Origin of the sequence: Mesorhizobium sp. WSM3879 (assembly GCF_002294915.1) — a bacterium.
GTDB lineage: Bacteria > Pseudomonadota > Alphaproteobacteria > Rhizobiales > Rhizobiaceae > Mesorhizobium.
In genome coordinates this window covers 619,265-635,230 of sequence record NZ_NSFZ01000002.1, presented here as the reverse complement: position 1 = coordinate 635,230, position 15,966 = coordinate 619,265, and the positions used below count along the sequence as shown (strand labels likewise).

17 protein-coding genes and 1 pseudogene are annotated in these 15,966 nt (G+C 65.3%); 4 read left to right on the top strand and 14 right to left on the bottom strand.

The features are described 5' to 3' along the window. Positions 1 to 88: 88 nt before the first annotated feature. The 10 genes and pseudogenes from CK218_RS06365 to CK218_RS06325 all read right to left on the bottom strand — a co-directional run bounded on the left by CK218_RS06365 (position 89) and on the right by CK218_RS06325 (position 8,963). Positions 89 to 1,633 (bottom strand): Do family serine endopeptidase, encoded by a 1,545-nt coding sequence (locus CK218_RS06365; protein ID WP_095827194.1) that lies wholly within the window; start codon positions 1,631 to 1,633, stop codon positions 89 to 91. Between the two features lie 120 nt (positions 1,634 to 1,753). Beyond that, the gene (locus CK218_RS06360; RefSeq protein ID WP_095827193.1) at positions 1,754 to 2,218 is read right to left on the bottom strand and encodes a cytochrome c-type biogenesis protein; all 465 of its coding nucleotides are present in this window, start codon (positions 2,216 to 2,218) and stop codon (positions 1,754 to 1,756) included. Continuing rightward, on the bottom strand, positions 2,215 to 4,206 hold the full coding sequence (locus CK218_RS06355; RefSeq protein ID WP_095827192.1) for a heme lyase CcmF/NrfE family subunit: 1,992 nt from the start codon (positions 4,204 to 4,206) through the stop codon (positions 2,215 to 2,217). Before CK218_RS06355 ends, CK218_RS06360 begins: the two co-directional genes overlap by 4 nt. After that, the gene (gene ccmE, locus CK218_RS06350; protein WP_066997599.1) at positions 4,206 to 4,649 is read right to left on the bottom strand and encodes a cytochrome c maturation protein CcmE; all 444 of its coding nucleotides are present in this window, start codon (positions 4,647 to 4,649) and stop codon (positions 4,206 to 4,208) included. Before ccmE ends, CK218_RS06355 begins: the two co-directional genes overlap by 1 nt. A 3-nt stretch (positions 4,650 to 4,652) precedes the next feature. After that, positions 4,653 to 5,788, bottom strand: a pseudogene (ccmI, locus tag CK218_RS06345) (c-type cytochrome biogenesis protein CcmI). Positions 5,789 to 5,904: 116 nt separating this feature from the next. Then, positions 5,905 to 6,342 (bottom strand): hypothetical protein, encoded by a 438-nt coding sequence (locus CK218_RS06340; RefSeq protein ID WP_066997605.1) that lies wholly within the window; start codon positions 6,340 to 6,342, stop codon positions 5,905 to 5,907. Beyond that, entirely contained in the window at positions 6,339 to 6,506 is a 168-nt protein-coding gene (locus CK218_RS30495) for a hypothetical protein (protein WP_179294441.1), read from the bottom strand. Before CK218_RS30495 ends, CK218_RS06340 begins: the two co-directional genes overlap by 4 nt. After that, positions 6,506 to 7,894, bottom strand: a complete 1,389-nt coding sequence (locus CK218_RS06335; RefSeq protein WP_066997606.1) for an ATP-binding protein — start codon at positions 7,892 to 7,894, stop codon at positions 6,506 to 6,508. The genes CK218_RS30495 and CK218_RS06335 overlap by 1 nt, the downstream gene beginning before the upstream one ends. Before the next feature lie 22 nt (positions 7,895 to 7,916). After that, positions 7,917 to 8,582: a response regulator transcription factor gene (locus CK218_RS06330; protein ID WP_067320964.1), complete on the bottom strand. Its 666-nt coding sequence runs from the start codon at positions 8,580 to 8,582 to the stop codon at positions 7,917 to 7,919. 81 nt (positions 8,583 to 8,663) lie between these two features. Then, complete coding sequence (locus CK218_RS06325) at positions 8,664 to 8,963, bottom strand: hypothetical protein (RefSeq protein WP_095827191.1); 300 nt, start codon at positions 8,961 to 8,963, stop codon at positions 8,664 to 8,666. A 233-nt stretch (positions 8,964 to 9,196) separates the two neighbouring features. Here CK218_RS06325 and CK218_RS06320 point away from each other — a divergent pair, with 233 nt between their 5' ends. Further along, positions 9,197 to 9,583, top strand: a complete 387-nt coding sequence (locus CK218_RS06320) for an ester cyclase (RefSeq protein ID WP_095827190.1) — start codon at positions 9,197 to 9,199, stop codon at positions 9,581 to 9,583. A gap of 116 nt (positions 9,584 to 9,699) precedes the next feature. Here the strand turns inward: CK218_RS06320 and CK218_RS06315 are convergent, their stop codons facing one another. After that, the gene (locus CK218_RS06315) at positions 9,700 to 10,107 is read right to left on the bottom strand and encodes a DUF3168 domain-containing protein (protein WP_095827189.1); all 408 of its coding nucleotides are present in this window, start codon (positions 10,105 to 10,107) and stop codon (positions 9,700 to 9,702) included. A 94-nt stretch (positions 10,108 to 10,201) separates the two neighbouring features. Beyond that, on the bottom strand, positions 10,202 to 10,378 hold the full coding sequence (locus tag CK218_RS30490) for a hypothetical protein (protein ID WP_179294440.1): 177 nt from the start codon (positions 10,376 to 10,378) through the stop codon (positions 10,202 to 10,204). Between CK218_RS30490 and CK218_RS30485 the strand changes: the two genes are divergently transcribed. Together CK218_RS30485 and CK218_RS06305 are read left to right on the top strand one after the other, a co-directional pair. Beyond that, complete coding sequence (locus CK218_RS30485; protein WP_179294439.1) at positions 10,377 to 10,535, top strand: hypothetical protein; 159 nt, start codon at positions 10,377 to 10,379, stop codon at positions 10,533 to 10,535. The two genes, CK218_RS30490 and CK218_RS30485, sit on opposite strands and share 2 nt — an antisense overlap. A 32-nt stretch (positions 10,536 to 10,567) precedes the next feature. Next, a complete protein-coding gene (locus tag CK218_RS06305) occupies positions 10,568 to 11,200 on the top strand; it encodes an NAD(P)H-binding protein (RefSeq protein ID WP_179294438.1) in 633 nt (210 codons plus the stop codon). Positions 11,201 to 11,202: 2 nt separating this feature from the next. Here CK218_RS06305 and CK218_RS06300 read toward each other — a convergent pair whose 3' ends face one another. Beyond that, positions 11,203 to 12,756 (bottom strand): trimethylamine methyltransferase family protein, encoded by a 1,554-nt coding sequence (locus tag CK218_RS06300; RefSeq protein ID WP_095827186.1) that lies wholly within the window; start codon positions 12,754 to 12,756, stop codon positions 11,203 to 11,205. Positions 12,757 to 12,768: 12 nt separating this feature from the next. Beyond that, entirely contained in the window at positions 12,769 to 15,180 is a 2,412-nt protein-coding gene (locus CK218_RS06295; RefSeq protein ID WP_095827185.1) for an FAD-dependent oxidoreductase, read from the bottom strand. Between the two features lie 113 nt (positions 15,181 to 15,293). On the opposite strand from CK218_RS06295, the gene CK218_RS06290 reads away from it, so the two are divergent. After that, positions 15,294 to 15,932 carry a TetR/AcrR family transcriptional regulator gene (locus CK218_RS06290; protein ID WP_095777895.1) on the top strand — a complete coding sequence of 213 codons (639 nt, stop codon included), beginning with the start codon at positions 15,294 to 15,296 and terminating at the stop codon, positions 15,930 to 15,932. Positions 15,933 to 15,966 lie beyond the last annotated feature (34 nt).

Sequence of the window (15,966 nt, the reverse complement as noted above, 5' to 3'; positions counted from 1 at the left end):
GTGAAGCGGGTTGCCGTCCGGAATTGCGTCAAACAGAGAGTTAGAGCGGTTCTGCGTTCTCGAGGAGCGATTGAACCGCTCTATCAGATCAGCCCTTACCGACCGGCAGCGCGACGAAGCGGTTGCTATCGTCGCGGGTGATCTGCATCAGCACGGCCTTGCGGCCCGACTTGGAGGCATCGGTCATGGCCTTGGAAACGTCGTCGGTAGTGTTCACCTCGTTCGAATTGATCGAGGTGATGACGTCGCCGGGCTGAATGCCGCGGTCGGCCGCATCGCTGTCCGGATCGACATCGGTCACCACCAGGCCCTTGCCGTTTTCCGACTTGGTGACGGTGAGGCCGAGATCGGCAAGCGTATCGGCCTTGGCGGGAGCCGCCTGCTTGTTGCTGCCTTCGTTCGAGGCCTGCTTGTCGCTCGAAGGCAACGTGCCGAGGTCCACCTTGACCGTCTCGTTCTTGCCGTTGCGCCAGACAGTGACATCAACCGACTTGCCCGGCGCATAAGCGCCGATCATGCGGGCGAGTTCCTTCGGCGAGGCGACGTCCTTGCCGTCGACCTGGGTGATGACATCGCCGGCGACGATGCCGGCCTTCTTGCCGGGACCAGCGTCCTGCGCGCTCGAAACCAGCGCGCCCTTGTCCGACTTCAGGCCGAGCGACTCGGCAATGTCGGAGGTGACCGGCTGGATCTCGACGCCGAGCCAGCCGCGCTGGACTGAGCCGTTCTTCATCAGGTCTTCGACCACCTGCTTGGCGGTCGAGGCCGGAATGTCGAAGGCGATGCCGACACTGCCGCCCGACGGCGAGAAGATGGCGGTGTTGATGCCGATCACCTGGCCGTTGAGATTGAAGGTCGGACCGCCCGAATTGCCGCGGTTGACCGAGGCGTCGATCTGGATGAAGTCGTCATAGGGGCCGGCGCCGATGTCGCGGCCGCGGGCCGAAACGATGCCTGCGGTGACGGTGCCGCCGAGGCCGAACGGGTTACCGACCGCGACGACCCAGTCGCCGATGCGGATCTTGGAGTCGTCGGCGAAGTCGACATAGGTGAACTTGCCGCCGCCATCGACCTTCAGCACGGCGAGGTCGGTGCGCGGATCGGTGCCGATCAGCTTGGCGTCGAGCTCCTTGCCGTCATTGGTGACGACGGTGAAGTCGGAGCCTTCCGAAACCACGTGATTGTTGGTGACGAGGTAGCCGTCCTCGGAAATGAAGAAGCCCGAACCTTGAGCCACGGGGCGCGGCTCGCCATTGCCGTGGTTGCGGTGGTTGAAGCGGGGCATGCCGAACTGGCCGCCCTGATCGCCGAAGCCGCGGAACTCCCTGAAGAAGCGACGCAGCTGCGGATTGTCGGGCAGGTTGTCGAAGCCGTTCTGATCGTCGGAGCCGTCATCGGCCGTCGGCTGGATCTTGGCCTTCACCTTGACGCTGACCACCGCCGGCGAGACGCGCTCGACGACGTCGGCGAAGCTCGGAACCTGCGGAGCCTCGACACGCACAGCATCGGCCAGCACGGGCGCAGTGCCGGTGGCAAGCGCGCCTGCGCCGACCGCACCGATGACGGCCAAGGACGCGACAGCCGCCATCAGGCGCTTGCGGGTGCTTGAATATGAATCGGGGGCAATATTCATGGGTCTCGTTTCCTCTTTCGAAGTGGATGCGCTCAGGAGAGCATCCTCGGAAAAGAGACTTAGTGAGGCGCACATTACGGCGCCATTTCCGATATATGAAAATTTTGTAATGTTGGCGCTTTAATCGCGCAGCAGCTTGTCCAGCGCCGCCTGTTCCTCGGCGCTGAGCGTGCTGTCCGGCGCCGGGCGGCGCGAACGGGTGCTGAGCACGATGAAGATGCCGCCGGCCAGAAGCAGAAGCGCCGGGGTGCCCCACAAAAGCGCGTTGCGCAGGCTGAAGCGCGGCTTCAAGAGAACGAATTCGCCGTAGCGCGACACGATGTAATCCATCACCTGCTGGTCGGTATCGCCGGCGACGAGGCGCTGGCGCACGAGGATGCGCAGGTCGCGGGCCAGATCGGCGTCGGATTCATCGATCGACTGGTTCTGGCAAACCATGCAGCGCAGGCCTTCGGAAAGCGCGCGTGCGCGAGCCTCCAGCGCCGGATCGGGCAGCACCTCATCGGGCTTCACCGCCTGTGCCGCGCCGGCGAAGACCAACGCCAGCAGGAGGATCAGCGGGGCGAGCGAAAACTTCGCTTTCATGTCGGGCTCGCGGGTAAGGCAGCGGCAGCCGGCTTGCGGCGCCTCGCGGGGGCGCCAACGCGCAGGCGGCGGTCGAGCAGCGACATGGCGGCGCCCGCCATCATCACCAGTCCGCCGCCCCAGATCAGCGTCACCAACGGCTTCCACCACAGGCGCACGACGACCGAGCCGTCCTTGCCCTCATCGCCGAGCGACAGATAGAGCTGGTTCAAACCCAGCGTCCTGATGCCGGACTCGGTCGTTACCGTCTGCCGCACCGGATAGAAGCGTTTAGCCGAGGTGATCTCGCCATCGGCGTTGCCATCGGCGCCAATCAGCAGGAAGCGGCCGCGCTCCTCAGTGAAGTTTGGGCCTTTCTGAGGAAACAGTCCTTCGAAGCGCAGCGTGTGGCCGGAAAGTTCCACCGTCTCGCCCGCGCGCATGGTGAGAATCTTCTCGGTGCCGAACGAAAGCGTGCCGACGATGCCGAGCAAGGTGAGCCCGAGGCCGAGATGGGCAAGCGCGGTGCCGAAGACCGAGCGCGGCAGGCCGGCAAAGCGTCTCAGCATGACGGCCGGCGCCACCGAGCCTATGCCCGACTTGACGGCAAGGTCGGTCAGCGCGCCGGCAACAAGCCAGACGGCGAGGCCGACGCCAAGCGCAGCGAAGACCGAGGCGCCATCGACGAACAGGCCGGTGACCAGCATCGCGGCGATCGCCAGCCCGAAGGCCGCCATCAGGCGCTGCGAGGCGGCAAGGACGTCGCCGCGCTTCCAGGCAAGCAGCGGACCGAACGGCACTATGGCGAGCAGCGGCAGCATCAGCGGGCCGAAGGTCAGGTCGAAGAAGGGCGCGCCGACCGAGATCTTGCCGCCGGTGATGGCCTCAAGCGCCAGCGGGTATAGCGTGCCGACGAGCACCGTCGCGGTCGCCGTGGTCAGGAACAGATTGTTGAGCACGAGCGCGCCTTCGCGCGAGATCGGCTGGAACAGGCCACCTGCGGTCAGGGTGGAAGCGCGCAGCGCAAACAGCGCCAACGAGCCGCCGATGAACAGCGTCAGGATGCAGAGGATAAAGACGCCACGCGCCGGATCGGTGGCGAAGGCATGCACGGAAGTCAGCACGCCAGAGCGGACAAGAAAGGTGCCGAGCAGCGACAGCGAGAAGGTGAGAATGGCAAGCAGCAGCGTCCAGATCTTCAGCGCCGAGCGCTTTTCCATGACGATTGCCGAATGGAGGAGCGCCGTGCCGGCCAGCCAGGGCATGAAGGAGGCGTTCTCGACCGGGTCCCAGAACCAGAAGCCGCCCCAGCCAAGCTCGTAATAGGCCCAGTAGGAGCCCATGGCGATGCCGCCGGTCAAAAACATCCAGGCGACCAGCGTCCAGGGCCGCACCCAGCGCGCCCAGGAGGCGTCGATGCGGCCTTCGATCAGGGCTGCGACCGAGAAGGAGAAGCAGATCGAGAAACCGACGTAGCCGAGATAGAGCAGCGGCGGATGGATGGCGAGACCGAGGTCCTGCAGGATCGGGTTGAGATCGCGGCCCTCGATCGGCGCCGGGTTCAGCCGGATGAAGGGATTGGACGTCGCCAGGATAAACAGGAAGAAGGCGGCGCCGATCATGCCCTGCACGGCCAGAACATTGGCTTTGAGCGTCGCCGGCAAGTTGGAACCGAAGACAGCGACGAGCGCGCCGAAGAAGGTCAGGATCAGCACCCAGAGCAGCATCGAGCCTTCGTGGTTTCCCCAGGTGCCGGTGATCTTGTAGATCATCGGCTGCAGCGAATGGGAGTTTTCCCAGACGCTCGCCACCGAGAAATCGGAGCCGGCATAGGCGGTGGCAAGAGCGGTGAAGGACAGCGCGGTCAGCGCAAAGCCGGTGACCGCGACCGGGCCGCCGACCGCCATCAGCCGCTGGTTGCCGGCGCGGGCGCCGACCAATGGCACCAGCATCTGCACCAGCGACAGCGCGAAGGCGAGGACGAGCGCGAAATGTCCGGTCTCAACCATTATTGGCTCTTGCTCTCCTGCCAGACGCCCTTGGCTTTCAAGCCGTCGGCGACCTCCTTGGGCATATAGCGCTCGTCGTGCTTGGCTAAAACGCTATCGGCGACGAAGACGCCGTCCGGGCCGAAAGCGCCCTCGGTGATGACGCCCTGCTCCTCGCGGAAGAGGTCGGGCAAGATGCCGGTATAGGTGACCTTGACCGATTTCTGCTCATCGGTGACCGAGAAGGCGACGGTCGCGCCCTGACCGCGAACGATGGTGCCTTTTTCGACGAGCCCGCCAAGGCGAATGCGCTGCCCGGGCTGGACGGTTGCGGCGGCGAGGTCGGCGGGCATGTAGAAATACGAAGCCTTCTGGCCGAGCGCGTAGAAGGTAAGACCGGCAGCAGCGCCGAGGAAGGCCAGCCCTGCGAGGATCACCGACAATCGCTTCTGCTTGCGCGTCATGGCCTACTCCGTCGCCGTCACGCCGAGGGAGGCGGCAAAGGCGGTGAATTTCTTGGCCTGCTCGCTGTCGGCGCCGAAGACGGCAACCGCGCGGCCGAGCGCGTCGCGCGCCCGGTCGGCCTTGCCGAGCACTACATAGGAACGAATGAGCCGCATCCACCCTTCCTCGTCGCGCGGATTTTGTTTCAGCCGGTCGTCGAGGCTGGCGACCATGGTCTCGATCATTGCCTGCCGGTCCTGCGGCGCCATCGCTGCGCCGCCTCGACCTGCCCGGCATCCGGGCCGGTCGCCGGCTTGCCTGCCGCCGCCGGCGGCTCGGCCGTTTCGGCGAGCGCCTGCTGGACGGCGCTGCGCCAGGGCGAATCGGGCGCAAGCTGACCGAGCATCTTTTGCCAGGCGGCGGCGGCTTCCGCCTTCCTGCCTTCCTGGGCCAGGCCCATCGCCAGATAGAAATTGGCCTTGGCGTTGGCGGGATCGAGCTTCAAGGCCGCGTCGAAGGCGCCCTGAGCCTCGGCCGTGACGATCCCGCCGGCAGCGTTGGCGATCGCCTCGCCAAGGCCGGCCTGGCGCACGGCGCTGTCGCCGTCGAGGCGGATGGCGTTGCGATAGGCGGTCACCGCGTCGGCGTAGCGCTGCAGGCGCAGATAAACCGGCGCAAGCACGTCCCAGCCCTTGCCGTCCGAAGGGTTGGCGGCGAGATGCGCCTCGGCGCGGGCAACCAACTCGTCGACCGAGGACTCGGCAGGGTTCTTGGCCAGCCGCTCGGCCAGCGGCTGCGAGGGCAGATCCGGCGAGCCGAGTGAGCCGTAGAGCCCCCAGCTGACCAGCGGCACCGCCAGCACGGCGGCGGTGGCGACCAGCCTTGCGGCGCGCGAAGGGCGCGGCGCTCGCGCGCTTGGCAGGCTGTCCGAGCCGAGACGCAGAATGCGGCGGCCGATCTCGGCGCGCGCTTCCTCCGCCTCACCCGGCTGGATGAGACCGCGCGCCATGTCGCGGTCGAGTTCCGAAAGCTGATCGCGATAGACTTCGAAATCGTGATCGCCGGCGGTCGATGCGGCTTTCGTGCCGCCGGCCAGTGGCAAAAGCACCGCCAGGCTGGCGCCCAGCGTAAGGATTGCAGCTATGACCCAGAACAGCATGGCTATTCCAATAAAGGCAGAGCCCTGCCCTGCCAACACGGACGCCCTGCGACGCTTTGGCGGCAGACGCGCCGGCCGTCCTTGATCAATGTCAAATTGCACCGATCGTTGCTAATTCAGGTCAGCGGCGTCCAGCTGCCGTCGGCATTGCGGCAGGCGGTGCCGCGCGCCGTGACGCCCGAACCGCTCGTGTAAACGGTGTGGGTGTATTGGCGGCAGTCCTGCGAGCCGACCCGGTAGGGCTGGGCGGCAACGACCTCGCCATAATGGGTCGAGCTGTCGCCCTTCCACGTCACCTTCTGGCCGCTGGCGTTGTATTCCAGCGCCTTGTACTCGGCCTCGAGGCCTTTGCGCTTTTCAGCATCGCTCAGACCCGAACCGATCGAGCCGCCGATGAGCCCGCCATTCATGGCCGCGACGATGCCGGCTCCCACCTTACCGGCGGCCGGCGGCGTGGCGACGGGTGTGACCGGAGAGGTCGGGCCGGTCCTGCCCAGCGTGGTGCAGCCCGACACGGCCATCAGGGCGGAAACGAGCGCAACGCGAATCTTCATGCCAGCAACCGGTTCTCTTGAGCGGGATGGGCTTCTTGGGCGAAAAGCACTTCTGAAGCGAGATGGATCGGGAACCGCGCCAGCGGGAAGGATAGCGAGCCCATAGTATTGATATTTGTCGGAAATTTGGCCGCAAGCGGCCGCACGGAAATCGATAAAAACATTATTGAAGGCTCCGCAATCTTACCACCGCCCTCAAGCCGCCCATGCTGGACCGTTCCAGCGCCAGGGCGCCTCCATACTCGTTGACGAGGTCGGCGACAATGGCCAATCCAAGCCCCGTTCCCGGCTTCGTCTCGTCGAGTCTCTTGCCGCGTTTCAACACTTCCCGCGCGCTGTCCTCGGGAATGCCGGGGCCGTCGTCCTCTATGACAATTTCAAACAGGTTGGGGCTTCCCGCAACGGTGGCGACCGAGACGGCAACGGCGCTTTTCGCCCATTTCATGGCATTGTCGAGGAGATTGCCGAGCAATTCCTCAAGATCCTCGCGCTCGCCGGCAAAGACGATCCCGGCGGCCGGCGGCGACAGCGAAAGCTGTGTCTGCGGGTTGAGCTTGCGCAGCACGCGCACCATGCGCTCGACCAGCGGCGCCACCGGCGTGCGGAAGACGACGCTGTCGCGCTGGGCGGCGACGCGGGCGCGTTGCAGATAATGGTCGACCTGCTTTTGCATCGAGGCAGCCTGCTCGGCGATGAGCTCGCCCTTGGCGCCGCCGAGCGCGCGGCCCTCGTTGATCAGCACGGCAAGCGGCGTCTTCAGGGAATGGGCGAGGTTGCCGACCTGGGTGCGCGAACGCTCGACGATGCGCCTGTTGTTCTCGATCAGCGCATTGGTCTCGCTGGCGAGAGGCTCGATCTCGGCCGGAAAGCGCCCGTCGAGCCGCTGCGCGGTGCCCTCGCGCACCATCGCCAAAGCATTGCGCACGCGGCGCAAAGGCTGCAAGCCGAAAAGGATGGCGATGGCGTTGATGGCGATCATGCCGACGCCGAATAGCGACAGATAGGTGAGCAGCCGGCGCTGGAAGCTCGCGATCTCCTGCTCGAGCTCGCTGTGATTGCCCATCACCCGGAAGCGCGCGGCGCGGTTCTTGGCATCGAGCACGAACTCGCTCTCGAAAACCTCCAACTCCTCGCCCTTGATGCCCTCGGTCGAATAGCTGCGCTGGAAGTTCGCGTTGAACGGCACCTCGGCGACGCTCGGCGACAGGATCGAGGAGGTCATCGAGGAGGAATGGAGTTCGCCGTGAACGTCTTCGGAGGTCGGCTCGACCGACCAGTACCAGCCGGAATTCGGCTCCGAGAAGCGCAGATCGCCAAGGTCGGGCGAGCCGATGAGCGCGCCATTGTCGGAAATGCCGACTGAGCCGATCAGGTTGAACAGATGCGCCGAAAGCAGACTGTCGAAGCCGCGCTCGCTGGCCTGGCGGTAGAGCGTGGTTATGAGGGTGAAGATGACGACGAGCGTCAGGATCGCCCAAATCGTGGAAAAGGCGATGACGCGGAAGGTCAGCGAGCGCGGCCAGAGCCGCAGCTTTGAAAGCCACGTTCTCATCGTCGGCTTCAGCGGTTCCGCGTCACGCCTCCGGCTCTCGCATGCGATAGCCCATGCCTCGCACGGTTTCGATCATATCGATGCCCATCTTCTTGCGAAGCCGTCCGACAAACACCTCGATGGTGTTGGAGTCGCGGTCGAAGTCCTGGTCATAGAGATGCTCGACCAATTCGGTGCGCGATACCACCTCGCCCATATGATGCATCAGATAGGCAAGCAGCCGGAACTCGTGGGAAGTGAGCTTCAGCGGCACGCCGTTGACGTCGGCCTTGGAGGCCTTGGTGTCGAGCCGCAGCGGCCCGCAGGTGAGCTCAGAAGAGGCATGGCCGGCGGCGCGGCGGATCAGCGCCCTCACCCGGGCCAGCACCTCCTCGATGTGAAAAGGCTTGGTGACGTAGTCGTCGGCACCGGCATCGATGCCGGCAACCTTGTCGCTCCAGCGGTCGCGCGCGGTCAGGATCAGCACAGGCATCTTGCGACCGCCGCGGCGCCAGCGCTCGACGACGCTGATGCCGTCCATCTGCGGCAGGCCGATGTCGAGGACGACGGCGTCGTAAGGCTCGGTGTCGCCGAGGAAATGCCCCTCTTCGCCGTCATAGGCGCGGTCCACCACATAGCCGGCATCGACCAGCGCATCCGTAAGCTGCCGGTTGAGATCCTTGTCATCCTCGACGACGAGCACGCGCATGGTTCGTAGCCTGTTGAAGGGTGGAGGTATAGGCCGATTCCGCCGGCCAGGAAACTTAAGCCTGTTAAAGGGAATTGGGCGTCAGTCCAGCGGCACCACGATCTCGGTACGGCGCGGCCGCTGGCCCTCCTTGCCGGGGACCAGCACCACGATCACGCAGACCTGCTGCCCGCCGCGGGTCGCCTGCGAGGCCTTGGCGAGCGTGCCGCCGTTCTGCGCGGCGATCTGCTGGCCGATCGCATAGCAATCGCTGGCAGCAAGTACGACCGGCTGGTCGACCGATGGCTCGACGAGCGGCATCGCCGTCGCCTGCGACGCAAAAAGCCCGGCTGCGGCAAGCGCCAGCGCCGCGGCGCGAGTAAGGAAGCGGAGCGTTTTCATGATCACGGTACTAACGCATTTGTGCTGAACATGAAATGAACGGTGAACGGCCGAAAATCCATGCCCGCCATACCCCCTGCCCGCGAGACGAACAAATGCGAGTCCAAGTGCCTGGGCCCCATCAGGACTAGCCATGGATTGATAGCCGGAAAATCACGGGCGCGGCTACGGTTTTCGCGGCTTGCATATGCTCTAATTTGCGCCGTGAAGCAGTTGAGGACGGGGAGAATGCCATGAGCCATGACGACCTTGCCAATCTTTACAAGGACTACATTGCCTGCCTCAACGAACAGGATTGGGACAATCTCGGCCGGTTCGTCGGCGAGGAGGTGCAGTATAATGGCGAGACGGTGGGGCTTTCGGGCTATCGCCGGATGCTGGAAGGCGATTTTCTGGCCATTCCCGATCTGCGTTTCAACATCGAGCTTCTGGTTTCAGAGCCGCCGCGCGTGGCGGCCCGCCTGCATTTCGACTGCAGGCCCAAGGGCATGCTGTTCGGCCTAGCGGTGAACGGCAGGCGAGTCACCTTCGCGGAGAACGTCTTTTATGAAATCCAGGACGGGCGAATACGCGAGGTCTGGTCTGTCATCGACAAGGCCGCCATCCAGGCCCAGCTCTAGAGAAGTCCATCGTTTCAAGGAAACGCGGAATTGCTCTAACTCTTTGTTTTTTCGCACTTCCGGACGGAAAACCGCTACGCACCTTTCCTGGAATTGCTCAAGGAAAAGCTGGTCTCTCAGGCACCTTCTTGCGTCAGCGCGCGGAAGCGCAGCAGCCCGTGGTGCACCGCGAGATCGTCGTCATAGCGCGCCTCGGCGAATTCCAGCGACAGCCGCGTCTGGCCACGCGGGCCGATCGAGAGGGCCGCGCCGTCGAGGCGCGCCTTGATGCTGTCCATGATGAGCCGCGTCTCGGCCTCGCCCTGCGCCTTCGACCAGATGTGGAGCGTGATGAGTTGGTCGTCGTTGTCGTCGGCGCCGGTGTCCAGGTCGAAGGCGCTGGTGCGACCGTAGGTGACGTGCGGAAATGCGGCCTTGGCGTCGGCGCGCTCGAGCAGGCCGGCGCCGCCCAACAGCGCCGACAGCGACGCATCGGTCTTCAATCGCAGGAACAAGGCCTGCATCAAGTCGCCAGGCGTCGTCATATGTGCTTCCTCTCGCCTGCCTTGTCCTCATCACAGCGTAGCCGCCTTGCACCCGTTTCGCCAGATCGTCGGACGGCGGCTTGAGGCAATGCGATCAAGCCTTGCTGCTGATCACCCTTGCCTGATCCCTGATCACCGCGGTCACGAAACGGATGACGGCGCGCACAGGCGCCTCATCACCGATCTCGCGGCGATAGACAAGCAAAACCGGGTGGCTGCCGAGAATTTCGGGGGTGACCCGCACCGTGCGCGGTTCCGGTTCGGCCAGCATGCAGGGCATCACGCGTGTCCCGATGTGGGGCGGCACGGTTTTTGAGGAAGGCGCCGCGCAGGGTCTGGTGGAGCAATGCGACTACGTCTACACAAGGCTGCTGCCCGGCCCGACTGGAGCGCGGGTCGCTTTCGTCGCGGGGCGCAAGCTTGGCTGACGAGCGGGGCAGACTGGCCAGGGAGGCCGGAAATGAAACTTCTGATCTTTGGCGCCTCGGGCGCGACCGGCCGCGCCCTCGTCTCGGCGGCGCTGGCGGAAGGCCATCTGGTCACCGCCTTCGTCCGCACCCCGCGCAAGCTCGCCATCAGCCACGACCGTCTGAGCGTGATCGTCGGAGACGTCGCCGACTGCAAGGCGGTGGAGGGCGCGATTGCCGGTCACGACGCGGTGTTGAGCTGCCTCGGTGTCGGCGTGCCACTGAAGCACGACGCGGCGGTGATTGCCGGTATCGGCTTCATCGTCGAGGCGATGCAACGGAGCGGGCCAACCCGGCTCATTTATCAGTCCTTCCTCGGCGTCCGCGACAGCCGGCGGCAATTGGGGCCACTGCTCGGCGGCATCGTCGTGCCGCTCGTGCTGCGCCATGAAGCGGCGGATCACGAAGCGAAGGAAAGGCTCATCGCGCAGTCCGGCCTCGACTGGACGATCGTGCGACCGCCAAAGCTCGGCAACGGTCCAGCCATCGGCCGGTTCCGCCACGGCCACGGCATCCGGGCCAGATCCTTGTTGCCGACGCTGGCGCGCGCCGACGTGGCGGCGTTCATGCTTTCCCAGGTCAGCGACAAGACCTATTCGCGTACAGCGGTTGCCCTGCTGCCTTGACCTCACGACACCGGTGCCGCGCCGCCCTCTTCGGTGCGACGTGCGATGAAATCGTCGAGCACGCCGGCGGTGGCGGCAGCGGATGCGGGCGGCTGGAAATCGGAAAGAATCCGCTTCCAGATGCCGGTGGCGCGCTCCGTCGCGGTCTTGCCGCCGGATTGCGTCCAGTTGCCGAAATTCGACCAGTCGGCCACCAGCGGTTCGTAAAAGGCGGTGCGGTAGCGGACCATGGTGTGGGCGGCCGAGAAGAAATGGCCGCCGGGCTGCACCTCGGCAATGGCGTCGAAACCAATGGCGTCGGCATCACCCGGTGTCGTGGCGCAAAGCTCGGCGACCGTCTGCAGCGCCTCGATGTCGGTAATCAGCTTTTCGAACGAGACGCTCAAGCCGCCCTCCAGCCAGCCTGCCGCATGGATGCAGACGGTGGCGCCAGCAAGCACCGAGCCCCATAGCGCGAACTGCGTCTCATGCGCCGCCTGCGCGTCGGAGACATTGGCGGCGCTGCCGCCGCCGGAACGCCAAGGCAAGCCGGTGAAGCGCGCGAGCTGGCCGGCGCCCAAGGTCGCCTTGATGTGCTCCGGCGTGCCGAAGGCCGGCGCGCCCGACTTCATGTCGACATTTGAGGAAAACGAGCCATAGACCACCGGAGCGCCGGGGCGCACGATCTGGGCGAGCGTCAGCCCCGCCAGCGCCTCCGCATGCTGCAGGGTCAGCGCGCCGGCGACCGTGATCGGCGCCATGGCGCCCGCCAGGCAGAAGGGCGTGATGATCGACACCTGGCCGAACCTGGCGAAGTCGATGATGCCTTGCGCCATCGGGATATCGAGCTGGCGCGGCGAATTGGTGTTGATGACGGTGTAGCAGTAGGCGCCGTTACGAAATTCCTCCTGCGAGAGGCCGCGCGCCAGCCGGACCATCTCGAAGCTGTCCTCGACCTGCGGTGTGCCGCGGGCGAAGACGAAGGGGAACTTGTCGGACAAGGTGAGCTGCGCGCGGCCGGTGGCAAAGTGGCGAAAGCGCGTGTCGACGTCCTGCGGCTCGATGCAGGGGCCGAGCATATGCAGCACGTCGAAATGCTGCAGCAGCTTCATGAATTCCTCGAAGGCGGCGAGCGTGCCGGGCCGCCTTCCGCGCTGGAGATCGGTGACGTTGGGCGCGCCGGAGCCGGCGAGGAATGTCATGGACCCAAGCTCGAGGATAAGGTCGCGGGAGCGGTCGCCGCCATAGGCCGGGATCGAGCGCGGCGCGGACGCCAAGCCTGCCTCGACCGTGTCGCGGCCGATCCGCACCATCTGGCTGTCCTCGTCGACCAGGGCGCCGGCCTTGGCAAGAATGGCGCGCGCCTCCGGCAGCAGCACCTTGATGCCGAGTTCTTCCAGCACGCGCAGCGCCGTGTCGTGGATCGCGGCGACCTGATCGTCGGAAAAGACCGGCTGCGGCAGGAAGGGGTTCTTCAGCGAACGATAGTTCGGGCGGCGGCTGGACTCGCTACCGGCCTCGCCGGTGCGTCCGCGCCGGCGTTCGCGCCTCTGATCGCGTGCGGCCTCATCAATCATGCCCAATCCTCCCTATTGCCGCATTGCCTCGCCCTTGGGGTCATAGGGCGAGGCCGCGATGACGCGCGCCGGCCGTTCGACGCCGACAATGTGTACGGAAAGTTGCGTCCCCTCCCCGGCGAAATCGTCATCGAGCAACGCCAGGGCGACGCTCTTGCCAACCGTGTAGCCGTAGCCGCCGGAAGTGACGAAGCCGACGCGCCGGCCCTTGTGCCAGACAGGCTCGAAACCGCTGGCGTCGGCGTCGACGGCATCGACTTCCAGGGTCACGATCCGCCGGGCGACGCCCGCCTTGCGCTCCTTGAGAGCTGCTTCGCGGCCGACAAAATCGCCCTTTTCGAAGGCGACGAACCGATCGAGCCCGGTCTGGCCGGGCGTGTAGCCTTGGGTAAACTCGCGCGACCAGATGCCGAAACTCTTCTCCAGCCGCAGCGCGTTGAGCGCGTAGTAGCCGATCTCGGCGAGACCAAGATCTTCGCCGGCGGCGAGCAGCGTCTCGCGCAGCGCCCCGTGCAGGGTGGCCGGGCAATTGATTTCGAAGCCGAGCTCGCCGGCGATCGACAGCCGGGCGACCCGGGCGCGAACCATGCCGATGTCGAACTCGGCGCAGGCCATGAACGGCAGGGTTTTGGCGGAGACGTCCTGGTGCGTGGTGCGTTCGACGACCTTCCTTGCATTCGGCCCGGTCACCAGGAAGCCGGACATCGCGTCCGAGATGTCGTTAACCGAGACGCCGTCCGCCATGTGCGCCTCGAACCAGCGCATGTGGAATTCGCGCAGGTAATAGGAGCCCATGATCCAGTAGTCGCCGCCGCCCCAGTTGAGCACGGTAAGGTCGCCCTTCAGCCTGCCGTCATGGCCGAGCATCGGGGCAAGCTTCGCGCGCCCAGGCTTCGGCAGTTTGCAGGCAAGCAGCCGGTCGAGCCAGGCCTCGGCGCCGGGACCGGACACGGCGTAGCGCGAGAAGGCCGTGGTGTCGACGAGGCCGGCGGCGCGGCGCACCTGCAGCACCTCATCGCCGACGATGTCGAAGGCGTTGGAGCGCTTCAGCGTCGTCTCCTCGCGAAAACCCATTGGCGCGAAATAGGCCGGGATTTCCAGCCCCCATGAGGCCGTCCACTCGGCGCCGGCCGCGCTCATGCCGTCATAGGCGCCGGGCCGCTTCAGCGGCCGGCCCGCCGGCAGCCGCTCGTTGGGGAAGGTCATGACGAAGCGACGGGCGTAGAACTGGCGCGTGGTTTGCCTGAGATACTCGCGGTTGGCGGCGAAGGCGCCGTAGCGGGCGATGTCCATGCCGAAGATGTCGGCCTGCGGCTCGCCGTAGATCATCCAATCGGCCAGCGACTTGCCGACGCCGCCACCCTGGCTGAAGCCGGCCATGACGCCGCAGGCGACCCAGTAGTTCTTCAAGCCACGCACCGGGCCAACCAGTGGATTGCCGTCGGGGGTGAAGGTGAAGGCGCCATTGACCCATTTGCGGATGCCCGCCTTGGCCAGGCAGGGGAAGCGCTGATACGCCTTCGAAAGCTCCGGGCTGATGCGGTCGATGTCCTCGGGGATCAGCTCGATGCCGTAGTCCCAGGGCGCACCGTCCATGTTCCAATGTTTTGGGTTCTGCTCGTAGACACCGAGCAGCACGCCTTTGCGCTCCTGCCGAAGATAGGAGAAGCCGTCGAGATCGACGGCAAGGCCGAGCTCCTTGTCGAGGGCAGCGACCTCCGGAATGTCCTCGGTGACGAAATAATGGTGCTCCATCGGCGTCACCGGCAGGTCGACGCCTGCCATGAGGCCGACCTGCTTGGCCCATAGGCCGCCGGCGTTGACGACATGCTCGGCGACAATCGCGCCCTTCTCCGTAACCACATCCCAGCCGCCGTCGGCGCGCTGCCTGAGCTCGATCACGCGGTTGCGCAGGATCACATCGGCGCCGCGCTTCTTTGCGGCGCCCGCATAGGCGTGCGTCGTGCCGTAAGGGTCGAGATGGCCTTCGTTGGAATCGTAAAGGCCACCCAGCACATCGCTGACGTCGACGATCGGGCAGATCTCCTTGATCTCCTCGGGCGTCACCAGGCGGGCCGTCTCGATGCCGACCGACTGGAACACCGCCCAGGCCGATTTCAGCCATTCCCAGCGCTGCGGATCGCTTGCCATGTTGACGCCACCGGTCATGTGCAACCCGGCATCCTGGCCGGACTCGGCCTCGATCTCGCGGTAGAGCTTGATCGTGTAATCCTGCAGCGCCGCGACATTGGGGTCTGCGTTCAGCGCATGGAAGCCGGCCGCCGCGTGCCAGGTCGAGCCGGCCGTCAGCTCGGCGCGCTCGATAAGCGCCACGTCGCTCCAGCCGAAGCGCGTCAGGTGATAGAGCACCGAGGCGCCGACCACGCCTCCCCCGATGACGACTGCCCGGTAATGCGATTTCACGAGCCTCTCCCTCTCGTTGGAGAGCCTTACGATACACCTCCTGTACACAAGTGTCTAGACACAAGTGTACAGGTCGCTTGCGCGCCGCTTCCCGCCATGCCTATTGTGCGGCCATGATCATGACCGCCCCGCAGGCCGAACCGGTTCCCGGCAACATCAAGGTCACGCGCTCGGACTGGATCGATCTGGCGCTTGAGACACTGATTTCAGACGGTATCGAGAGCGTGCGCGTGCTCACCCTCGGCCAGAAGCTCGGCGTGTCGCGCTCGAGCTTCTACTGGTATTTCGAAAGCCGACAGGATCTGCTCGACCAGTTGCTCAAGCATTGGCACGACACCAACACCACTGCGATCGTCGAGCGCGCCCGGCGCCCCGCCGAAACCATCATCATGGGCGTGATGAACGTATTCGAATGCTGGGCCGACGAGCGACTGTTCGACCCGAGGCTCGATTTCGCCGTACGCGAATGGGCGAGGCGCTCGGCCGACGTGCGGCAGATGATCGACCAGGCCGACGACGAGCGCCTCAGCGCCATCCGCGACATGTACCGCCGGCACGGCTACGACGACGAGGACGCCTTCATCCGAGCGCGTGTGCTCTACTACATGCAGATCGGCTATTACGTTCTCGACCTCAAGGAACCGGTCGAGGCCCGCGTCAGCCATCTGGCCGCCTATCTGCGCTCCTTCACCGGCCAGGAGCCGACCGAAGCGGATGTGGCGCATTTCATGCGCTTCATCGCGGCGCGGTGATAACTACCCGCCGTTCACGGCCGATTGACCTCTA